Here is an 18,962-nt window from a genome sequence, read left to right on the forward strand (position 1 = left end):
TAGGGCAGACAGCCATTGTCATAATTGACGGTGACTCCATGGTCCAGATAGTTGATCTCCATCGAATGAATCCCATCCAGCTGATTCAGCTGGTCCCGCAGTGTCTGATAATCAGGATGTCTGTGTTGTGTGTGAAAATATGCGCTTTGACGACTCATCACAATCACCTCATCCATAGCATCCCCTAAAAAATTCCGCCCATACCAAAAAGGTAGGGGCGGAAAAAATTGGAAGATTCTTTTATTTTCTTCTTTCCTTGATGACCTTGTAGAGCTGGATGATAACAGTCGGCAGGAAAGCCAGCAGATAGATCATGCCGACATCACCGGCGGTCAGATCCGCAATCATGAACAGGCCATGGAATGCTGGGATGAACAGAACCGCATTGAGCAGCAGCAGACCTGCCAGGAAGGCCAGGATGGAGTAGATATTGGAGCGCAGGCCGAGCTTAAAGATCGAAGCATCGGCACGGCAGTTGAAGCCGTGGAACAGTCTTGCCAGGGTCAGTGTTGCAAATGCCATTGTGCTTGCCAGTGCAGCACCGCTCTGTGCCAGACCGATGTGGTATGCGGCCATGACAAAGGCGCCGATAATTGCGCCCTGTACCAGCAGGGTCAGCATAAAGTCCTTGGTCATGATCGACTCTTTTGGATTTCTTGGCTTCTGGTTGAGCAGGTCCTCACGCGGAGGTTCCATACCGATGGCAATCGCCGGCAGCGAGTCGGTCAAGAGGTTAATGAACAGCAGATGAACCGGCTCGAAAGGAATCGGCAGTGCAAACAGCGAGGTGTACAGTACGCTGAGGATACCGGACATATTGCCGGACAGCAGGAACTTGATGGCGTTCTTGATGTTTGCATAGACGTTTCGACCGTTGGTAACCGCTTTGACGATGGTTGCAAAGTTGTCGTCGGTCAGAATCATTGCAGCGGCATCCTTGGAAACCTCGGTGCCGGTGATACCCATAGCAACACCGATGTTTGCTTTCTTCAGTGCAGGAGCATCGTTGACGCCGTCGCCGGTCATCGAAACGATCTTGCCCTTCTTCTGCCATGCATCGACGATGCGGATCTTATGCTCTGGAGAAACACGGGCATAAACCGAAACATGCTCCAGCTTTTCTGCCAGCTCTTCGTCGCTCATCTTGTCGAGTTCCACACCGCTGAGCGCGATGTCGCCCTCTTCGAAAATACCAATCTGTTTTGCAATCGCAGTCGCAGTAACCTTGTGGTCACCGGTAATCATTACGGTGCGGATGCCGCCGCGTTTTGCATCGGCAACAGCCTTCTTGGATTCCTCACGCGGCGGGTCAATCATCGAAACAAGGCCGACGAAGGTGTATCCGCTTTCGTCCTCCAGATTCAAGGTGTCACAGCAGGAGCTGTCCGGGAGCTCCTTATAGGCGAAGGCAAGGACACGCAGACCATTTTCCGACAGATGGGTATTGGTCTCGGAAATCTTTTTCTTATCTTCCTCTGTAATCGGGCGAACTCCCTCAGAGGTTACAACATTGACGCTGCGAGCAAGCAGAACGTCCATGGCGCCTTTGGTGCAGAGGGTATACACGCCATCCAGGCAGTGCAGTGTGCTCATCAGCTTGCGGTCAGAGTCAAAGGCCAGCTCTGCCAGACGAGGATGCTGGGTACGATAGGTGGTCTCTTCCACCCAGAATTTATGTGCGAGGTTAATCAGTGCAACTTCGGTCGGGTCGCCGATCTCCTTGCCGTCCACTGAAGTGGAATCGTTTGCAAGAACTGCGGTCTTGAGCAGCCAGCGATGTGCCGGATTTGCAAAATCGAGGTTTTCTCCATCAAACAGAGTAAAGTCAGCGTAAACCTGTTTGGTGGTCATCTTGTTCTGGGTCAATGTACCGGTTTTATCCGAACAGATAACCGATACCGAACCCAAGCTTTCAACAGCGTTGAGTTCCTTGATGATGGCATTTTCTCTGGCCATCTTCTGGGTACCCATTGCCAGTACGATGGTAACAATCGAGCTAAGTGCCTCTGGAATTGCTGCAACAGCCAGTGCAACAGCAAACATCAGAGAATCCAGAATCGGCATTTCACGATACAGGCTCAGGCCGAATACAACGATACAGATGCCGATAATCGCAATCGCCAGCTTCTGGCTGAAGTTATCCATGCTCTCCTGCAAAGGAGTCTTTTTCTGCTGGGTCTGGTTCATCAGTGTTGCAATCTTACCGATTTCGGTTTTCATACCGGTAGCAGTAACAACAACACAGGCACGACCATAGGTGACAAGCGAGCCGGAAAAGACCATGTTTTTCTGGTCACCCAGTGCAACACTTTCCGCATCAATGACATCGCTGATTTTATCAACGCCTTCCGACTCACCGGTCAGCGAGCTTTCGTTGACCTGCAGCGAATAGTTTTCGACGATACGGCCGTCAGCTACGACAAGGTCGCCGGCCTCCAGCATCAGGATATCGCCAGGAACGATATCTTTGGATGGAACCTCCACCTTTCTGCCGTCGCGCATGACCTTTGCGCTTGGCGAAGAAAGAGCTTTCAGGCTTTCCAACGATTTTTCTGCCTTAAAGTGCTGGACGGTACCCAGAATCGCGTTCAGGGTGATAACTGCAAGAATAACGATGGTGCTTTCGCTGTTGCCCGATACTGCCGAAATAATCGCCGCAATAATCAGGATGATAACCAGCAGGTCCTTAAACTGCTCAAGAAAAACAACCAGCGGACTTTTCTTCTTTTCCTCTGCCAAAGCATTTTCTCCGTAGGTTTGGCGTTGTTTTTCCACCTGAGCCTGTGTCAGACCATCCTTGGTTACACCAAACTGGTCCAGCACCTGCTGCGCGGTTTTGCGGAACATTTGATCCATTTTGTAAATTCCTCCTTCAATTCCAAAGCAAGGCACTTTGCACTGTCACTGTACAAAGGCAATAAAAAAAGACTCTTCCTGCGTTTCCAATACCAGTATGTACGGAAACCACATGAAAAGTCTTGTTACCAAAAAGTTTGGCACATAGCGCAGAAGGCACTTTACAGAGCCAACGAGATTGTTGCGCGTATGTCGTGAACTACTCCCTTTTAATATGGGTACTGTGTTTTGTTTGATACATAGTATATCTGCAAAAATGTGTTTTGTCAAGTATTCCCAGTTTATTTTCAGGATAAAACCTTTTTTACATTATACTCACTGCAATCGAAGGCAGCAGGAAAAACAATGCGGAGAAAAAATTGGCTGCCATGGCACACATCAGCTTTTCTTCGTCGCTGAGCCCATCAAACTCCTCTGCATCTTCTCTTCTCTCCTGATTTGCATAGTCAGAAATGCCTTTATACTTTTTCTCTTCCTTCCTTCTTTTAAACAGGATACCAAGTGCTTCTCTGGCACTGACCAGGCCTCCTCCGACGCCATCCAACTGCAAATAATTCTTCCATAAGAGTCCCAAAAAAGTAACACCCAAAATAAAAAATGGATAGTTTAATACCGTAAAATGTCCCGAGGTATTTCCATACTTTGCCCATAACAAACAAAGGAGTGCACCGATCATCAAGCGGGTCAGTGTCTTATAAATCATCGGTCCAATCATATACTTATTGTATTTTTTGAAAAAGTTTTTCATTCCCGTATAAATTCCTTTCTGTTTTGACGTTACTTTCTTTGTAAATCTTTAAAAACCCAAAAACCACAAAACAGTTACCTGAGCATAAAGCCCAGGTAACTGAAAGTTTGTGTAAAATTTTTGAAGATGAGTGAAACAAACGATTATGCGTTGTATTCTGCTGCGATTGCATCCATCTCTTCAGTGGTGTAACCGTTGACGTTGGTCTCCCAGTTCTTCATCTTTTCGTTCTGGCTACCAAACATTGCGTTCATCTTGGAGTATGGATTGATCTTAGTCAGGCACCATGGAACGTTGTAGTATACTGGCAGAACAAGTACATGGTCGAGCATATAAGCTTCTGCTTTTGCGTATGCAGCATAACGAGCATCCAGATCATCGTGGATTGCGTTTGCAGCATCTACCAGCTCGGTAAACTCTTTGTAGGTATCCAACAATGCTTTTGTATTTTCATTTTCCTCTACGTCATTGATCTTGGACTGGGAGGTAGAATAGTAAGCGTTGTCGTAACCGTAGGTTTCCTGGCCGAGGTAGTTCTGTGGGTCACCGTAGTCAGCGCCCCAACCGTTCATAGTGATCGAGTGGAGATGTGGCTCATAAACTTCCTGAGTGGAGCTCTTGATATAGGTCTTGATTTCCAGTTTGATGAAGTCATCGCCCAAGCTGTTGGAAATGGTCTGAGCAAGAACGTTTGCACCGTCCAGAGATACCTGGTTAGCAGCTGCGATGTAGTATGTCATCGAAACTGGGAAGGTAACGCCAGCAGCGGTCAGTTCTTCCATTGCCTGCTGTTTGTACTGTTCGAATTTTTCGGAATCCAGACGAACCATGGTTTCACCATTGAGATCCGGCAGGCCCATTTCTTTCTGAACGAGTTTTACATAGTCGGTACCGTCAGAGGTGTAAACCAGACCCTTCATGGTGTAGAAGTTGTTTTCACAGCTCATTGGGTTAACTGCATTGATTCGTGGATAGTACTCAGAGAAATCAAGTCCGTAGTAGATTGCTTTTCTGAATGCTTCGTTAGCGATCGCAGTGTTCCAGTTGGTATCTTCTGTGCCGTCTTCATTCAGTTTGTTGTAGTTAAAGTGAATCTGATAGGAATATTTATCAGCAGGTCTTTCAACCAGATACTGGTTAAAGTCGTTGTTCTCATTGCCGCTGATGGTCTTGATGTTTGCTTCTGTCAGATCGGTGTAATCAACCTCACCTGTCTGATACAGCTGGAAAGCAACGTCGGTAGACTCTACCATCTTGATGGTAACAGTGTTGAACAGTTTGCATTCAGTATCCCAGTATGTTGGGTTTTTGGTAAAGGTTTTCTCATTGCCCTGAATGTAAGCGGTCATAGTGTAGCAGCCGTTGTACCACATGGTCTCGTTGTTCATTGCTTTAACACCGTCAACGCCCAGTTCATCGATCATGCCCTGTGCCAGTGGGTACAGACATGCGTATGTAGCAACAGTGTCGAAGTATGGTTTTGGTTCAACGCAGGTATAAACAACTGTCTGAGGATCGGATACATCAATTCCAACCATTTCCTGGAATTTAGAACCTTCACCAGCAGTCAGAGCATAAGCTTCTTCTTTGCTCAGGCTCTTGGTATATTCATAGTATTCCGATGCGCCTTTGATCATTTCAACTGGCATCGAAGTGTTTGCAGAGTCATTTTTGTGGAAGTTCAGTACCCACTCCAGACCGGTTGCAAAGTCCATAGAGGTAACGTCAGCTTTTTCTTGAGCGTTCATGTCAACCCATTTAACGCCTTCACGAAGTTTAAATGTCCAGGTTAAGCCTCCATCTTCGGTTCCCCATTCTTCAGCAAGTGCTGGAGACAGTGCACCGTGGTTATCTACTTCCAGCAAAGGATCAGTCAGGTTACAGAGGTTTTCAAAGTCGGCTGCCAGCTGGCTATAGAGAATGTTGAATGTTTCCAGCTCACGGGTTGCTACTTTCGGGATAACAAGATCGGTGATTTCATCAGCCGAAGCTTCTGTAGTTTCAGAGCTGCCATTTGCTTCCGAGGATGTTTCTCCGTTTGCATCGCTTCCGCCAGTCGAGCCGGAACATCCGCTCAGTACAAGCGCACTTGCCAATGCCAATGCGAGAAGTCGAGAGATTGTTTTCTTCATTACTACTTTCCTCCTTTATCCCTCAGTCTTGGTGAATAAGACTTTCGGGGCACCTATTACGGTTATATTCTGGTGATAATTTAATTTAAGTGAAATATAACCGTCTCAGCTGATTGTTTCAAGAATACCACATCATGAAGGATATGTCAATAATTTATTTCAAATTTTTTAATAAAATTCCTTTTTATTGCCAATTATCTGGCAATATTCTGCATAATTGAATAAATTTTGCATGTATTACGCTAAAATCCTGCATAATATCGTATTTATAAAAAACAGAGCTGACCCATTTGGGCCAGCTCTGTTTTACTATGAGAAAAATATTTTTACTGAACTTCTTTTCTATACTGTTCAAGCTCTTTCTGGTTACCATAGACAAAGTGTCCTGGCAGAATTTCTTCCCAAACTGGCTTGTCAACAGAATAATCATGGATAGATGGATCGTAAACCAGCAGTTTCTTCTTTTTCTCAACTTCTGGGTCTGGCTGAGGAACAGCCGACAGCAATGCCTTGGTGTAAGGATGCAGCGGATGCAGGAAGAGTTCTTCTGCCTCAGCAAGCTCAACGATTCTACCTTTATGAATAACGGCAATACGGTCCGAGATAAAGCGTACAACCGACAGGTCATGCGCAATAAACAGATAGGTCAGACCTCTGCTCTTTTTCAGCTTATTCAGAAGGTTCAGTACCTGCGCACGGATCGATACGTCCAGCGCGGAAATTGGCTCGTCAGCTACGATGAACTCTGGCTCCATAATCAGCGCTCTAGCAATACCGATACGCTGTCTCTGACCACCCGAGAACTCGTGTGGGAAACGGGAAGCGAACTCTGGCAGCAGACCTACTTCGTGCAGAGCTTTCTGTACCTTCTCTTCACGTTCTTTCTCATCTTTATAAAGATGGAAGTTGAGCAGACCTTCAGAAATGATATAGTCAACCTTCGCACGTTCGTTCAGCGAAGCCATTGGGTCCTGGAAGATCATCTGGCATTTACGAATAACTTCTTTATCAAGATTTACATCAATCTTGCCGTTGATCTTCTGACCTTTAAAATAGATTTCACCTGCAGAGGTTGGGTTGATTCTCAGAATCGCACGTCCGATAGTGGTTTTGCCAGAACCAGACTCGCCTACCAGAGAGAATGTCTCGCCTTTGTAAATGTCAAAATTGACATGGTCTACAGCTACGAACTTCTTTCTTCCGGTTCCAAAACTAATCTGCAAATCTTTAATTTCGATTAATTTCTCTCTTTCTGCCATAGCCATTATCTCCTCTCTCTCATTTTCTCACGCAGACGGCGAACGGCCTCTGGCTGCTCGATCTTTGGAGCACGTGGGTCCAGATACCAAGTCTTCGCGCTGTGTGTTTCAGAAATTGGGAAGAACGGTGGCTCTTTGACAAAATCAATCGCCAGCGCATGTTTATTACGAGGTGCAAATGCATCACCTTTGATGGTATTAAACAGGTTCGGAGGAGTACCCTCGATGGAAGGAAGTTCCTGACCTTTAACACCCAGCTGTGGCAGTGCAGAAAGCAAAGCCCAGGTGTATGGATGCCAAGCATCATAGAAGATCTCATTAACCAAACCATATTCAACGATCTGACCAGCGTACATAACAGCAACACGGTCAGCTACGTTTGCAACAACGCCCAAGTCGTGGGTGATGTAAATAACAGTCATGTGCAGTTCAGACTGCAGGTGACGTACCAGGTCCAGAATCTGTGCCTGAATGGTTACGTCCAGAGCGGTAGTAGGCTCGTCACAGATCAGGATCTGTGGACGGCAGGCAACAGCGATTGCGATAACTACACGCTGTCTCATACCACCGGAAAACTCGTGTGGATACTGATTATAGCGGCGCTCTGGATCAGGAATACCTACTTTTTTGAGCATCTCGAGTGCTTCTTTTTTAGCAGCTTCGCCCTTCAGTCCCTGATGCAGCTCAATACTTTCCTGAATCTGTTTACCAATCTTTTTCAGTGGGTTCAGAGAAGTCATTGGGTCCTGCATAACCATTGCGATCTTTTTGCCTCGAATGGTCAGCCACTCTTTTTCAGTTTTGTATTTGGAAATATCTACGCCTTCATACATGATGCTGCCGCCAGTAATGCTACCGTTTGCATCAAGCATACCGATGAAAGATTTTGTGAATACCGATTTACCGGAACCAGATTCTCCTACAATCGCCAGTGTTTCACCTTCATAAAGGTCCAAAGAACACTTTCTGATTGCGGTCAGCTTGCGTCCACGTAAACTGAACTGGATTTCCACATCTTTAGCAGATAAAATTGGTTCTTTTGCCATTATGCTTTCCTCCTGTTCCTAGTTTATACGTGATTTCGTGGGTCAGAAGCATCGGAGAATGCGTTACCGATCAGGTAGAAGGTAACGGTAATCAGCGATACGATAACAGCTGGGAATACGAGCAGGTAAGGATAATCCAGGAAGTAGCTACGTGCGTTTCTCAGCAGAATACCCAGAGAAGGTGTGTTGATGTCAAGGCCCAGACCGAGGTAAGACAGAGTGGACTCCATACCGATGGTACCTGGGATGGACAGTGCCAGTCGCAGGATGATAACGCTGATCAGCTGCGGCAGAATGTTCTTAATAAGGATTCGATGGATTGGAGTACCCAGTGTTCTGGATGCAAGGTTGAACTCACGGTCACGATACATCAGTACCAGGTTACGTACGTTTCTTGCCATTACCAGCCAGCCAAAGCAGATCAGCGATACTGCCATGATGGTGAAGCTCTGACCGATCAGCAGTGCGATCAGGGTCATGTAAAGAATAGTAGGAACGTTGTGAATGATGTTGTACAGCTCGGTGAAGAAACGGTCGAGCTTGCGGACATAACCCCACAGACAACCGATGGTGATACCCAGTGCACACTCACCGATTGCTACGATCAGAGCCAGTTTGATGGAGGTCTGAGATGCGTACCAAACCTGGCACCAGTAGTCACGTCCGATGTTGTCAGTACCGAACCAGTATTCAGAGTTCGGGCTGATAAATGCTTTCGAGCTGTCTGTAACAAGTTCTGCATAGTTGTATTTGCCGATGGCCAGTGCGATGAAGGAGAAAATTACCAGGCCAAAGAAAATAATACTAAGTACTACTGCAGATTTTTTCTTCAAAAAGTTCTGGAAAACAGATTTCCAATACGAGTAGTCGGAATAACCGATCATCTCAGCAGCCTCTGGAGAATACTCTACAAAGGTAAAGAGTTCGTCTTCATTTTCCAGTTTCTGATCCAATACTTTGTTCTGGTCTTCCACTATCTCGAACCTCCTTTGCTAGCAAGTGTAATTCTTGGGTCGATGATCATCATCAGTACGTCGCCCAGGAATACGCCCAAAATACCCAGGGATGCGTACAGGATTACCAGTGCCTGAACAATGTTTGTGTCATAACGGCTGATCGAGTCGGTCAGCAGAGGACCCATACCTGGTACAGAGAAGAATCTCTCAACCAGCAGGGAACCACCGATGGTCAACAGCATGGATGCCGGCAGGTACTGTGCGATCGGAACGAACGCATTTCTCAGAACGTGTCTAACCATGATTGTTTTGGTAGACATACCTTTTACACGAGCAAGCTTGATGTAGTCTTTGTTCAGCTCATCAATCATGTAACGTCTGGTCCACAGTGCGTAGTACGCAATGGAGGTCATTGCCAGACACACAATTGGAAGGATACTGGATGGACCAGGGTTACGGCTGGAATACATTGACGGCAATCCCAGAACACGTGAACCGAAGATCAGCACCAATGAGTAGGATACCAGTCCTGGTACTGCGTTTACAAAGATGGTGTAAGCGGTACCAATGTGGTCAAAGAGTCTGTCTTTATGACGGGTCTGCAGGATACCAACTGCAACACCGATAACAAGCGAAATTGCAAGGGAGGTCAGACCAAGTCGCATCGAGATGGCGAATTTACCACCAATAACTTCCTCAACCGGAACGCCGTTCTGAATACGTCTGGATTCGCCCAGATCAAAATGGAGAAGATCTCCATAGAAACGGAAAAGCTGTACCGGAATCGGGTCAAGAAGTCCTGCCGCGAGCAACTGCTCATTTTTCTGCTCCTCTGTAAATTTCATCAGCTGTTCTTCTGTGAAATAGTAGTCAGTAGGAAGCATTCTCAGCAACAGGAAAACGATTGTAACAATGATGAGTACTGTCACAATCGACTGTAACAGTCTTTTAATAGTATATTTGATCATTATTATTCAACTCCTGAATTCTATTACTGTTCATTGGATTTCACTCCAATAGACCACCAACCAGGTCTCTTAGGCTTTTTGTAGTTTCTGTACGGCAGGTACAGAGAGCACTCAAACACTGTAAGCTTCCGGTTATCAGTCTCGGGATCACGATCAGTAACCTGCTCACCCCCTGGACTGCCTGGTTCTCTTTGAGTGCAAGGTCAAGCTGTACATTTTCGGGCCCTCCAGCTTGATCACAGCCAAAGCAGACAGCTTTGTTTCTGTTTTTTTCATGTTTTTCCTCCTTCGCATAGCAGGGTTTACTTAAAAACCAAGCCAATCGCATCTGCCATTAAAGTTTATACGAGAGATTTTCTAAACAAATCTCTCGTACCATGGCAGCCTTTTCATTGATCCTCACAAACACCTTTGCCAATCTAAATCATACAGAAAACAGTATATTTATAAAATTTCCTGTGTAAATAACACTCGATCGGATTCAGGGGTGACATCAATATTTATCGTAATAAAGGATAACAGATATCATCGCCTTTGTCAATATTATATATTACCTAATAACTATTTCAAGGATTTGCCAGCAAATTGCACAACCAAAGATTACCTAATTTCGTTCCCGTTAAATTAAATTGGGTATTTTGTATGTTTAAGGCATTAATTTGTATGCACTTGTGCTAACATTTTTTGCTTTTTTAGAATAATTTGCAAAAAAAATGTGAAACTGTCAAAAGTCTTTGTAGGTTATTTTTCATTGATGACCAATAATTTTGACTTTTTGCCCATCAAACGGACTAATTTTTTGTTCAATATTGCGGATAGACAGAAGTATCCATCTCCATACGCCGTATTTTTATTGATATATCTTCCATATATTGATACTTTAATTTAGTAAAAATTCCATTTTCGTTCCATTTATAGATCCTTTTGCCTTTGTTCAAATCTGTTACAGTCTCTTTTAATTTAAAAAAGAGCGCCGCAAGTTTTCGTGTCAAAAATATGCCTGCGGCGCAAAAAGATAAAATTAAATTGTTTTAAAAATGTATCCTGTCTCTTCCTGATATACCTGACCAGCCTTTAAGACAACGCCAGGAAAGTCCGGATGCTCCATTGCGTTTGGAAAATGCTGTGTTTCCAGGCAAAAACCATCCCGATTGTGGTAAATTGCACCCTCTTTTCCATCAATATGGCTTCCTTCCAGGAAATTTGCCGTGTATAGCTGCAGACCAGGCTGTGTTGTATGACATTCCATCAAAATACCGCTCTGTTCACTGTATGCACGAGCGCACAATCCCTCGGCATCTTTTCGCAGCACATAGTTATGATCGTAGCCACTGCCGTTTTTCAGATGCTGATTCTCCTCGTTGATGAATTCCCCAATCATGTGCATTTGACGGAAGTCCATAGGCTTTCCTTCATCGCTGTCCAACGAAACCTTTCTCCCTGTTGGAAGACAGCCCGCATCATTTTCGGTAAACTGGTCTGCAAAAATCTGCAGATACTGCCCCAAAGCTGATCCGCTCTGATGACCGTTCAGATTAAAATAAGCATGATTGGTTAGGTTAATTACGGTATCTTTATCGGAAATCGCATGATAACAAATCCGAAGTTGGTTGTTGTCTTCTAATATATAATGTACGGCAGCCACAAGATTACCTGGATAACCTTCTTCCCCATCGGGACTCAGCCTTGTGAATACGACGCTGTTCTTTCCTGCAATTTCTCCGTTCCACAGCCTGCGCTGAAAACCGGTGGGGCCTCCATGCAGATGGTTTGGTCCATCGTTAATCGCCAACTGATATTGCTGCCCATTGAGTGTAAAGCAACCCTTTTCGATACGGTTGGCGTGTCTGCCTGGAACCGACCCCAGACTTGCCGTCTGTTTTTCATAAGCGGCTGCATTGTCACATCCAAGCACGACATCTCTCCAATTCCCCTGACGATCCTGAACCATAATTGAAACAATGGATGCACCAAATTCGGTCAGGCTGACCGACATCCCATTTGCATTGACGATGGTGTATAAATGCACCTGACGTCCATCGCTGAGCTTTCCAAAATCCTTTTTTTCTACTGACAAAACAGTTTCCTCCCATCCTTTTTTCTTACATTATATACAGTTTTTTTCTATTAAACAAGCGGTTCACTCCTGTGATTTTCTCTGAGCAGCGTATGCTGTGTGTATGTCCAGAAATCGGTCCCCAGTCCTCGCAGAAAAACAGTATATAACAAAAAGAAAAGTGCGGCAGAAAAAGCAACTGCCAGCGGCTGAGCTACCCCGCTGTTCCATAAGCGGCTGAATACCAGCCGCATAAGTGCGGCGGCGGTCGCTGAGGCTAACAATGGACGCCCTATCCAGTTTTCCAGGCGCAAGGACAAACCTGTGTTCCGCAGTACCCAAACCAGACAAACACTGCCTCCCAGCAGAGCACTGAGCAGCTCTCCGCAGAGATAACCATGGATACCCAGACGCAGTACTCCTCCCAAAAACAGCGTGCAGCACAAGCCCGTCAAACTGGCTACCACAGTCAGCACCGAGCAGCGTTTTTGCAGTCCGATGCTCTCCAGCACACTTTCCAGCACCGCATAATAAAAGCCCGCCATTGTAATCGCCACCAAAAATGCCAGGTGCTGCCCCACTTTTTCATTTTGATAGAGCAGCAGCCCCAGTTCCTTCCCCATCGACAGCATCAATGCCATGGAAGGAAAGCCGATCAACCCGACAATATGCAGCGCCTTTGCCGTTTTGCGCCGAATCATCGCCGTATTATCCAGCGCATGTTCCGCTGAAAATCGAGGACTGAGCACGGTAATCAACGGTGAGAGAAAGGCCGACGGCAGCATCAGCATCGGTATGGTCATTCCCGAAAGCACACCGAACTCCTCCATCGCTGTTTCATAGCTGCTGCCTGCCCGCATCAAAACCCTGGGAATCAGCACCATATTGGCGGAGGAAATCAGCCTGCCAAGCAGAGTTGCCAAGGATACCGGCACTGCCACCGATGCAATATCCCGCAGGATACGTCCCATCCCGACGCTGTCGCGTCCGCGCAGTTTTTTTCGGCGCAGGCGGTACAGTCCGGTCAAAAAGCTGGCGCTGATGATTTCGCTGAAAATCATACCGCAGACAATCAGGGCTGCTGCCTGCCCATCATTGAGACTTCCCTTCTCCCGTGCCAGCGAAAACAGCACTGCTGCTCCTATGATGCGGCAGAGCATCTCCAGTGTTTCTGAGATGGTCGGCGGCAGCGTCTGTCCTGTTCCATAGAAAAACGCCTTGTGTACATTTTCAAATCCTGTCAGAAACAAGCAGGGCACAATCAGCAGCAGTGCTGCTTCGGTTTGGGGATTCCCTAAAATCTGATTTGCAAAGAAGGAACGTCCCAGCCCAAAGGGAATCGCCAGCAGACAGAATAGTCCCAGAAACAGACAGAGTGCCGTGCGGATCAGACGAATGATCGACCTTCCCTCTCCAATCGCCTGATAGGAGGCAGCTATTCGCGAGACCGACAGTGCAACACCGGTCAAGGTGCAGGATAACACTACATTGTAGGCCGACATGACCAGCCCATAGACAGCGATTGCCTGTGCCCCAGCCAACCTTCCCAGCAGGATGCGGTAGCCAAATCCCAGCATCTGCAGCATCACCGAGGAAGAGCTCAGCAGCAGGCAATGGTAAAAAATACTGTTCTTGTTGAGTTTCACGTCGATCCCCCCTGCAAAGAGGATATGCACACATGTCCAGGTTCAGCACCTTTCGCTGTAAAAAAAGAAAACAGCCTTTTGCTTTTTGCAAAAAGACTGTTTCCTTTTATTGATATTTTTATAACGCAGCGCATTATAATAGGTATATGATCACATTCTGTTCAGAAATTATCCTACCCTGCGAAAGATTTTTTTCCGCAGCACCTCTCTGTACGCCGTAATGATTCTGGACAGCGCCACATCATAGATGAAGAATACAACGTTGCCCATCAACAGCAATAGCAGAACGCTGTACTGTCCCAGCGGGCCAACCTCCTCCAGAACATCCTGAATTCTAAACAGATAGATGATAATCAGATAATTGGCGATCATCGCCACATTAAAGACGACGAATTTGACCAGATATTCCACCAGACGAACCCGAATCTTTTCCAATTTGCCCTTGAGCACCGGATAATATCCAAAGAAGCCCACAAACAACATGGCAGCTTCCTTGTCCGGACAGATGAACAGCGACAGAAATCCCACCGCTGCATAGACCATCCACGCTGTCGAATAGCCGTTTTCGATGACAACAACGATCAGAACCATTCCTGCCAATGCCGGCATGGTGTAGGTTGCGATCGGGATGATGGTTAAAAGCATCAGCAGCAGACACAGCGCGGAGGCAATGCCTCCCATCGCCACCTGCGTACTTTTTTTAATCACGAAATCACTTCCTACCGAGATTTAGCAGCAGCTGATCAGGTCGCCGCCCATGCATTCACAGCAGCAGTCCGCACACATCAGTCCGGTACACATATCACAGCCGCTGCAGCCGCCATACTGCACATTGCGGTAATCTCCATAGCCGTTGCCAGCCGCACGACCGGTGTTGCGCTGCCACATCAGCTGATTGAGCGCCGACTGATACTCCGAATTTGACGGATTCATCTGGACAGCGCGCGCATAACAGCTGTATGCCTGGTCCAGCCATCCGCGCACATAGAACACCCGTCCGCGCAGATAGTACCACTCTGCATCGCGGCGGTGCTGCGGAATTCCTTCCAGCAGTTCTTCTGCGTCGGAGGTACGGTTTGCGTTGAGCAGCTGGCGAATATCCGCAAACTGCGAGTAGCCGCTCTGCGCGGAACCATAGCTCTGACGAGAATATCCTCCCTGAGAAGAATAGCTCTGCTGCTGTTTGCGCTGACGCTGAATCTGGTCGTAGGCTTCGTTGATTTCCTTCATCTTCTCCTGCGCCAAATCTGCCAGCGGATTGTTTGCATAGTTGTCGGGATGGTATTTTCTGGCCAGCTCGCGGTATGCATTTTTAATCTGTTCATCCGAAGCGTTTGGCGAAACTCCCAACACCTGATATGGATCTGTCATTGTTTGTTGCCCTCTCTCTGTTGCTCAGTTCTATTTGAATTTTCTTCTGTTTGTGTCATTCTTTTTGCCATAATCTGATCGACCGTACTGCGCAGTCCCAGATCCAGCACATTTTCCAGCACGGTATCCAGTGAGCGCACTCCCAGAAGATCGTATGTCTTTCTCATCTCGGCGATGGTCAGATACAATGTTCCTCTGGCGTCAGCATACATGGTGCAGCGATCGGTTTCCTGTTCCTGTGCTGCACGCTCTGCAAAGGGATTGTACCGTCCTTTTGCAGTATCCTCATCCCAGTCGTCCAGTGCATCAATGAGATAAACAAAGCGTCCCAGCAGATATCCCAGCCGTTCCAGCACCCGCCGGCGCATTGGGTCCTCCGACAAGGAGGATAAAACCTGTCCCATCAGACAGGCGGTCGGTTCGGCAGCCTGGTCAACATTGGCACAGTGTCCGTCCTCCAGCTGCTGCTGACGCTGCATCTGTTCGCGCAGCTTTTGTGCAAGCTCCGGACGAAAAGCCGCAGCCTTGCGGTAGTCCCTCCGTGCAAACGGCAGGATCAGCCGGACCATCGTCCGCTTTAAAAAACCCTCGTCGTGCAGGTCATCCTCCAACTTGTGACAGGTCAGCAGCATTGCCACATCACAGCACAGCTCCAAACTCTCGTTTGGCCGGCAGCAGGTGCGCTTTTTGAGCGGATGCACGACACAGTGCTCTCGGCAAAAATGAATCTGCTTTTCCCGCAGCGCCATATCCAGCACTGCCAGAAAAACAAAATCGTAATTGAGTGTCATTCTGGCAAACCATCCATACCGGCGTGCCAGCTGCTTGCACAGTCCACAGTAGATTCCCTGATAGGCTTCCCATTCTTTGACCTTTAATTCCGCTTTGGCAGGTTTTATATAACCAAACATCGCTGACTGCACCTCCCAAAGACGAAATTTCTTTTATTATTTTACAATACTGGCGCTGTTATTTCTTGAACAGGCAGTAAACTTTTCTATTTTCTTCATATCCTTTCCCTTTTTTTCTGTAAAATTCCATTTTCTTCCGCCGCAATTCCCTTGTGAATTATACAAAAAACTGGTATACTATTCCATGTTTGAATCAAATACAATAACAACACAGCTACATCTGAACTGAGAATCGAGGAGGAATTTACTTGTTAAACCTGTTGATGATTGCGGTGGGACTTTCGATGGACGCCTTTGCGGTTTCGATGACCAACGGCATGTGCATTTCCGGTCACTGTAACAAAAACCGTTTTTTCGGCCACGCCTTTGTGTGGTCGGCAATGTTCGGCCTGTTCCAGGGACTGATGCCGCTGCTGGGCTACTTTCTGGGCAGAACCTTCTCTGCGCTGATCTCGTCGTTTGACCATTGGGTTGCCTTTTTGCTGCTTGCTTTCATCGGCGGCAAGATGGTTTGGGAAGCGATCCATCCTGAGGAGGAAGAATGTGACGTCAACCTTCCTTTCGGCACCATTGTCACCCAGGCCGTTGCGACTAGCATCGATGCTCTTGCTGTCGGCGTCAGCTTTGCGCTGCTTCAGGTGGAGATCTTCTCTGCAAGCGGTATCATCGCTCTGACCACCCTGCTGCTCTCGCTGGCTGCCTCCTTCCTCGGCAAAGGCTTTGGCTCGCTGCTCAAGAGTAAGGCGGAGGTATTCGGCGGCGTTATCCTCATCCTGATCGGCGTCAAAATCCTGCTTGAGCACACATTGCTTGCCTAAGCTAATTTGTATCTGTCAATGTATAAAAAATCCCTGCACCAGATTGGCGCAGGGATTTTTTATACATTATTCTTGTGTCTGCGGTTTTAAGCGCAGCACTGCACTGATGGGATAGTGATCGGATGGATAAGCACCGTCGTAGCTTTGGGTATTCACCGAAGCGGTGACCACCTCGAAATCGTCTGAGACGAAGATATAGTCGATCGGTTTAAATTTCTGGGTAATCTTCCCTTTAAATCCGTGGTAGGTGTTGCCGATCAGCTGGTCGAGAAAACCATAGATATCCTGCAAACGGACATCCTTGTAGTTCATCAGGTTTTCCCGCATCAGGCGGACCGCCTTGCTGTTAGGGCTGGCGTTAAAGTCCCCCATCACGATGGTCGGCAGCGGATCGGTCTGATTAAAGCGGTGGATCTGCTCCAAAATCAGCTTTGCGCCAAAGGTTCTGGCCAGAGGGCTGACATGGTCAAAGTGGGTGTTAAAAACACGGATGCGGCGTCCGCTTTTTTTCATTTTGACCTCCGCCACAGTACAGATACGGGGATAGACTGCAAAGTAGGCACGGCTGGGAACATCTGGATGTTTCGAAAGCCAGAACGTATGGCAGCTGGCTACCTCCACATCATTGTTCTTGATGATGATATCCGAATGTTCGTCGTTGTTCGGATTTTTTCCGCTCAGCCGTCCCTTTCCGAAGATGCTGTATCCTTCCAGCATTTCCTTGAGGTCCTGGCGCATCCGCGGCAGAAATTCCTGCACGCCGATGATGGCGGCATCCGACTCGGATATCATTCTTGCTGCAAGCTCTTTGCGGGTTTCCCAGCGGTTTTTGCGCTGTGGACCAAAGTCCCGCCGGAGATTAAAGGAGACGACCTTGATCACATCTCCCTGTGTCATTGATATAGCCATGGGTATCCTGCTCCTTTCTGCTTCCGGCTGTCTGTCGGTAAAAGGGACCAGTACACTGATCCCCTATATTTATTATAGCACAAATCCGCAAATTGCAAATAGGATATTTTTTACAAGTGAGAAAATTTATTGTATCTCCGCCTCGTCCAACGGTCCATACAAATCCACCAGCTGCGCAAACAGCGGTGACGCTACCTGTCCGCCGTACTCACCGCCCTCGATCAAAATGACCGCTGCATACTGCGGATTCTGTGCAGGAAAGAAGCCTGCAAACCACGCATGGACGATCTCCTCGCCTTCTTCGTCGTACAGTCCGGTCTGAGCGGAGGCTGTTTTTCCTCCGGCGCCGCCCTGCTTGGGCTGTGCCAGCGGTGCGCTTCCTTCCTCGACAACGCCGATCATCGCTTTCTGCAAAAATGCCGCCGTCTGCTGTGAAAACACCCGCACCGGTGCAGGAGATTCCTTTTCCTGCACCGTCTGTCCGTCCTCGGTGGTGCCCATCACCAGATGTGGTGTTACTGCCATTCCACCGTTGGCTACTGCACTGACCATCGCTGCAATCTGTACCGGTGTAGCAGTGAGCTTTCCCTGTCCAAAGGAAAAGTTTGCCAGCTCATGTGGACTGGACAGTTCTCCTAACGTCGGAAGGTTTCCCGCCTGCGCTATTACACCGTCTGCACGCTGTGTTTCCTGTCCAAATCCCAGTGCTTTTGCCATGCCAAGCAGCTGTTCGGCGCCAGTTTCCTGACCCAGCTTGATAAAATAAGGATTGCAGGATTGCTCGATCGCCCGCTTCAAATCGGTCTCACGGTGTCCGGCGCGGTTGTGACAGTAAAAGATTCGTCCTGCCACCGTGGTACCGCCGACACAGTCGACCGAAAAACTGGGGGAAATCCCTTCCTCCAATGCAGCGGCAGCGACCGACAGTTTGAAGCTGGAACCGACGCAGTACGGCAGCAGTGCGCGGTTGATCAGCGGCTGACCTGCATCTTCCAGCGCTGTTTCCAAATGGTAGGGATCATACTGCGGAAAGCTGGCGGAGGCAGTGATTGCACCGGTCTGCACATCCATCACTACGATGGCACCCTGATCGATCTGTTCTCCCACCTGCTCGACCGCCTGCTGCATCCGTTTATCAAGGGTGAGGATGACTCCCTGCTGCGGCGGTCGGGAACTGCCTTCCACCTGCATGCTACCGTTTTCCATCGGCCGTCCCAGTGCATCCACCTGGCAGCGCACCGTCACTTGCTCTCCGGCGGCAGCAAGCCGGTCATTGTAGGCTTGTT

Annotated in this window: 15 protein-coding genes; 1 reads left to right on the top strand and 14 read right to left on the bottom strand. The window is 47.7% G+C overall.

Going from position 1 to position 18,962, the window contains the following annotated elements:
- Window positions 1-240 precede the first annotated feature (240 nt).
- The 12 genes from Q0L39_RS06160 to Q0L39_RS06215 form a co-directional block, all read right to left on the bottom strand.
- A complete protein-coding gene (locus Q0L39_RS06160; RefSeq protein ID WP_296627595.1) occupies window positions 241-2,856 on the bottom strand; it encodes a cation-translocating P-type ATPase in 2,616 nt (871 codons plus the stop codon).
- Window positions 2,857-3,160: 304 nt separating this feature from the next.
- Entirely contained in the window at window positions 3,161-3,604 is a 444-nt protein-coding gene (locus Q0L39_RS06165) for a hypothetical protein (protein WP_296627597.1), read from the bottom strand.
- Window positions 3,605-3,747: 143 nt separating this feature from the next.
- Window positions 3,748-5,736: an ABC transporter substrate-binding protein gene (locus tag Q0L39_RS06170; protein ID WP_296627599.1), complete on the bottom strand. Its 1,989-nt coding sequence runs from the start codon at window positions 5,734-5,736 to the stop codon at window positions 3,748-3,750.
- A gap of 326 nt (window positions 5,737-6,062) precedes the next feature.
- Complete coding sequence (locus tag Q0L39_RS06175; RefSeq protein ID WP_296627600.1) at window positions 6,063-6,995, bottom strand: ATP-binding cassette domain-containing protein; 933 nt, start codon at window positions 6,993-6,995, stop codon at window positions 6,063-6,065.
- A gap of 5 nt (window positions 6,996-7,000) precedes the next feature.
- Window positions 7,001-8,041 carry an ABC transporter ATP-binding protein gene (locus Q0L39_RS06180; RefSeq protein ID WP_296627602.1) on the bottom strand — a complete coding sequence of 347 codons (1,041 nt, stop codon included), beginning with the start codon at window positions 8,039-8,041 and terminating at the stop codon, window positions 7,001-7,003.
- A gap of 23 nt (window positions 8,042-8,064) precedes the next feature.
- Entirely contained in the window at window positions 8,065-9,015 is a 951-nt protein-coding gene (oppC, locus tag Q0L39_RS06185) for an oligopeptide ABC transporter permease OppC (RefSeq protein WP_296627604.1), read from the bottom strand.
- The gene (locus Q0L39_RS06190) at window positions 9,015-9,965 is read right to left on the bottom strand and encodes an ABC transporter permease (RefSeq protein WP_296627606.1); all 951 of its coding nucleotides are present in this window, start codon (window positions 9,963-9,965) and stop codon (window positions 9,015-9,017) included. The genes oppC and Q0L39_RS06190 overlap by 1 nt, the downstream gene beginning before the upstream one ends.
- 1,021 nt (window positions 9,966-10,986) lie before the next feature.
- Window positions 10,987-12,042, bottom strand: a complete 1,056-nt coding sequence (locus Q0L39_RS06195; protein ID WP_296627608.1) for an aldose epimerase family protein — start codon at window positions 12,040-12,042, stop codon at window positions 10,987-10,989.
- Window positions 12,043-12,092: 50 nt separating this feature from the next.
- Entirely contained in the window at window positions 12,093-13,667 is a 1,575-nt protein-coding gene (locus tag Q0L39_RS06200) for a polysaccharide biosynthesis C-terminal domain-containing protein (RefSeq protein ID WP_296627610.1), read from the bottom strand.
- A gap of 168 nt (window positions 13,668-13,835) precedes the next feature.
- Window positions 13,836-14,375 (bottom strand): hypothetical protein, encoded by a 540-nt coding sequence (locus tag Q0L39_RS06205; RefSeq protein ID WP_296627613.1) that lies wholly within the window; start codon window positions 14,373-14,375, stop codon window positions 13,836-13,838.
- Window positions 14,376-14,396: 21 nt separating this feature from the next.
- Window positions 14,397-15,038 carry a J domain-containing protein gene (locus tag Q0L39_RS06210; RefSeq protein ID WP_296627614.1) on the bottom strand — a complete coding sequence of 214 codons (642 nt, stop codon included), beginning with the start codon at window positions 15,036-15,038 and terminating at the stop codon, window positions 14,397-14,399.
- Window positions 15,035-15,949, bottom strand: a complete 915-nt coding sequence (locus Q0L39_RS06215; RefSeq protein WP_296627616.1) for a DUF5685 family protein — start codon at window positions 15,947-15,949, stop codon at window positions 15,035-15,037. Before Q0L39_RS06215 ends, Q0L39_RS06210 begins: the two co-directional genes overlap by 4 nt.
- 248 nt (window positions 15,950-16,197) lie before the next feature.
- Here Q0L39_RS06215 and Q0L39_RS06220 point away from each other — a divergent pair, with 248 nt between their 5' ends.
- Window positions 16,198-16,767 carry a manganese efflux pump MntP family protein gene (locus Q0L39_RS06220; RefSeq protein WP_366916346.1) on the top strand — a complete coding sequence of 190 codons (570 nt, stop codon included), beginning with the start codon at window positions 16,198-16,200 and terminating at the stop codon, window positions 16,765-16,767.
- A gap of 66 nt (window positions 16,768-16,833) precedes the next feature.
- Here Q0L39_RS06220 and Q0L39_RS06225 read toward each other — a convergent pair whose 3' ends face one another.
- Both Q0L39_RS06225 and Q0L39_RS06230 read right to left on the bottom strand, forming a co-directional pair.
- On the bottom strand, window positions 16,834-17,676 hold the full coding sequence (locus tag Q0L39_RS06225) for an endonuclease/exonuclease/phosphatase family protein (RefSeq protein ID WP_296627618.1): 843 nt from the start codon (window positions 17,674-17,676) through the stop codon (window positions 16,834-16,836).
- Between the two features lie 126 nt (window positions 17,677-17,802).
- Window positions 17,803-18,962 (bottom strand): penicillin-binding transpeptidase domain-containing protein (locus Q0L39_RS06230; RefSeq protein ID WP_296627620.1); only part of this gene is annotated, 1,160 nt, incomplete at its 5' end.

This window comes from uncultured Negativibacillus sp. (assembly GCF_944388365.1).
GTDB lineage: Bacteria > Bacillota > Clostridia > Oscillospirales > Ruminococcaceae > Negativibacillus.

What these genes read in the sequence shown, in the direction of transcription:
- Q0L39_RS06210 (WP_296627614.1), bottom strand. Translation starts at nt 15,038, where the DNA reads ATGACAGATCCATATCAGGTGTTGGGAGTTTCGCCAAACGCTTCGGAT.
- Q0L39_RS06165 (WP_296627597.1), bottom strand. Translation starts at nt 3,604, where the DNA reads ATGAAAAACTTTTTCAAAAAATACAATAAGTATATGATTGGACCGATG.
- Q0L39_RS06225 (WP_296627618.1), bottom strand. Translation starts at nt 17,676, where the DNA reads ATGGCTATATCAATGACACAGGGAGATGTGATCAAGGTCGTCTCCTTT.
- Q0L39_RS06190 (WP_296627606.1), bottom strand. Translation starts at nt 9,965, where the DNA reads ATGATCAAATATACTATTAAAAGACTGTTACAGTCGATTGTGACAGTA.
- Q0L39_RS06170 (WP_296627599.1), bottom strand. Translation starts at nt 5,736, where the DNA reads ATGAAGAAAACAATCTCTCGACTTCTCGCATTGGCATTGGCAAGTGCG.
- Q0L39_RS06160 (WP_296627595.1), bottom strand. Translation starts at nt 2,856, where the DNA reads ATGGATCAAATGTTCCGCAAAACCGCGCAGCAGGTGCTGGACCAGTTT.
- Q0L39_RS06175 (WP_296627600.1), bottom strand. Translation starts at nt 6,995, where the DNA reads ATGGCAGAAAGAGAGAAATTAATCGAAATTAAAGATTTGCAGATTAGT.
- Q0L39_RS06180 (WP_296627602.1), bottom strand. Translation starts at nt 8,041, where the DNA reads ATGGCAAAAGAACCAATTTTATCTGCTAAAGATGTGGAAATCCAGTTC.
- Q0L39_RS06215 (WP_296627616.1), bottom strand. Translation starts at nt 15,949, where the DNA reads ATGTTTGGTTATATAAAACCTGCCAAAGCGGAATTAAAGGTCAAAGAA.